2 protein-coding genes are annotated in these 1,676 nt (G+C 41.7%); both read left to right on the forward strand.

Features of this window, described 5'->3' with window-relative positions; genetic code table 11:
- Window positions 1-202 precede the first annotated feature (202 nt).
- The gene (locus PSE7429_RS22855) at window positions 203-805 is read left to right on the forward strand and encodes a sigma-70 family RNA polymerase sigma factor (RefSeq protein WP_009629782.1); all 603 of its coding nucleotides are present in this window, start codon (window positions 203-205) and stop codon (window positions 803-805) included.
- Between the two features lie 261 nt (window positions 806-1,066).
- Complete coding sequence (locus PSE7429_RS24040; protein WP_009629783.1) at window positions 1,067-1,621, forward strand: cupin domain-containing protein; 555 nt, start codon at window positions 1,067-1,069, stop codon at window positions 1,619-1,621.
- Window positions 1,622-1,676 lie beyond the last annotated feature (55 nt).

Below are 1,676 nucleotides of genomic sequence, written 5' to 3' on the forward strand. Positions count from 1 at the left end.
CGGCGCACGCTGCGCGTGCGCCGCAGGTTTTAGCTCTGGATTTTAATTATGCTGAGGTACTTAATCGGTTCTTCTTAATTAATTACAAAATTAATTACAAAATTAATTTCTATTGATGTTTGCCGAACCATAGAATTGATTGAAGATGATTAGAGAAGTTGGTTGTCACTGATTTGAATAGGAATACGGAGAGAATTAAATCTTGGATTCATGCGATCGCAAATTTCTTAAAGTTGATACTGCAAGTAGGCAAGATGAAATTTCGCTGATTAGCCGAATTGCCGAACAGGATCAAACAGCCTTGTCATTACTATATGATCGCTACTCCCGCATCATTTATACGATCGCCTATCGCATTCTTAACTCAGCGGAGGAATCCGAAGAGATCGTTTTGGACGTATTTACTCAAGTATGGAGAATTGCCAAAAACTATAATTCCCAAAAGGCAAGAGTAGATACATGGCTATTCATGTTGACCCGTAGTCGTGCTTTAGATCGGTTACGCAGTTATGCAAGGCTTGATAAAGCAGTTGCTATATCGGAGGATGCCATCATGATGCAGCCTCATACCGATAGCCCAGAGGAAGATGTCTTGATCCGCGAGAGGCGATCCTATGTAGTAGCTTGTCTGAGTGAAATTCCCGATGAGCAACGTTTAGTTTTAGAACTAGCTTATTTTGGTGGGCTCAGCCATAGTGAAATTTCTACAAAAACGGGAATCTCCCTTGGTACTGTCAAAACCCGCATTCGTCTGGGGTTAAAAAAATTACGGGAATTGATTGGTGAGGAGTGGTCTAGTTTCTAGGGAATATTGGTAAATATCAATCGTAAATATTAGGTTGCAAATAATCAGAGCGCAAATAAGTATCTCAGCGTAATTAAAATCCAGATCTAAAACCTGCGGCGCACGCACAGCGTGCGCCGCAAGTTTTAGGGTTTTATATTTAATTAAGCCCACTTACTTAAACAGAGTGTAAATAATCAAATGCGCAATCAAATGCGCAAATAATCAAGTCTAAATTTTAAATGCTAAAAATAAATGCTCAAAAATTAGGATCTAACCTGCATGAACCAAGAAGAAATTAATGAACTACTTGCATTGGCAGCAATTACAGCCATCTCTCCTCCCGAAATTCAATCCATAGAAGAACTTGCTACGGCTTCCCCAGAAATCGATCTCGAATTGCGATCGCTGCGTAATGTTGTTTCGACCCTTGCCTATAACGAAAAACCTCTAGCGGTTCCTGCTAGTCTCAAGCACAGGCTGTTTGATCGCATTCAGAAACAACCCAACAGCTCAGACTTTATTGCTCTGCGATCGGAAGATCGCCAGTGGCAACCTCACCCCATCGAAGGTTTATTGATGGTGGTATTAAAACGAGATCTAGAAAAAAGACAAATATCATCTTTAATTCGTGCGACTAAGGATGTGGAGTATCCAGCTCATCACCATAAAACGGGGGAAGAAATTTTGATGTTAGCAGGCGAGCTAATCGATCGCGGCGTGACCTATCGAGCTGGCGACTATTTATACTCGGAGGCAGGCTCCCAACATGCTCCAATAGCGATCGCAGGCTGTATGTTTTTTGTGTGCACCTCTCTAGACGATACTTTTATCTAAGTAGTTCGGCATAATTAAAAACCAAAACCAGAGAGCATACCGCCCGCTACGCGGG

This window comes from Pseudanabaena biceps PCC 7429 (assembly GCF_000332215.1).
In the GTDB taxonomy this organism is placed as follows: Bacteria; Cyanobacteriota; Cyanobacteriia; order Pseudanabaenales; family Pseudanabaenaceae; genus Pseudanabaena; species Pseudanabaena biceps.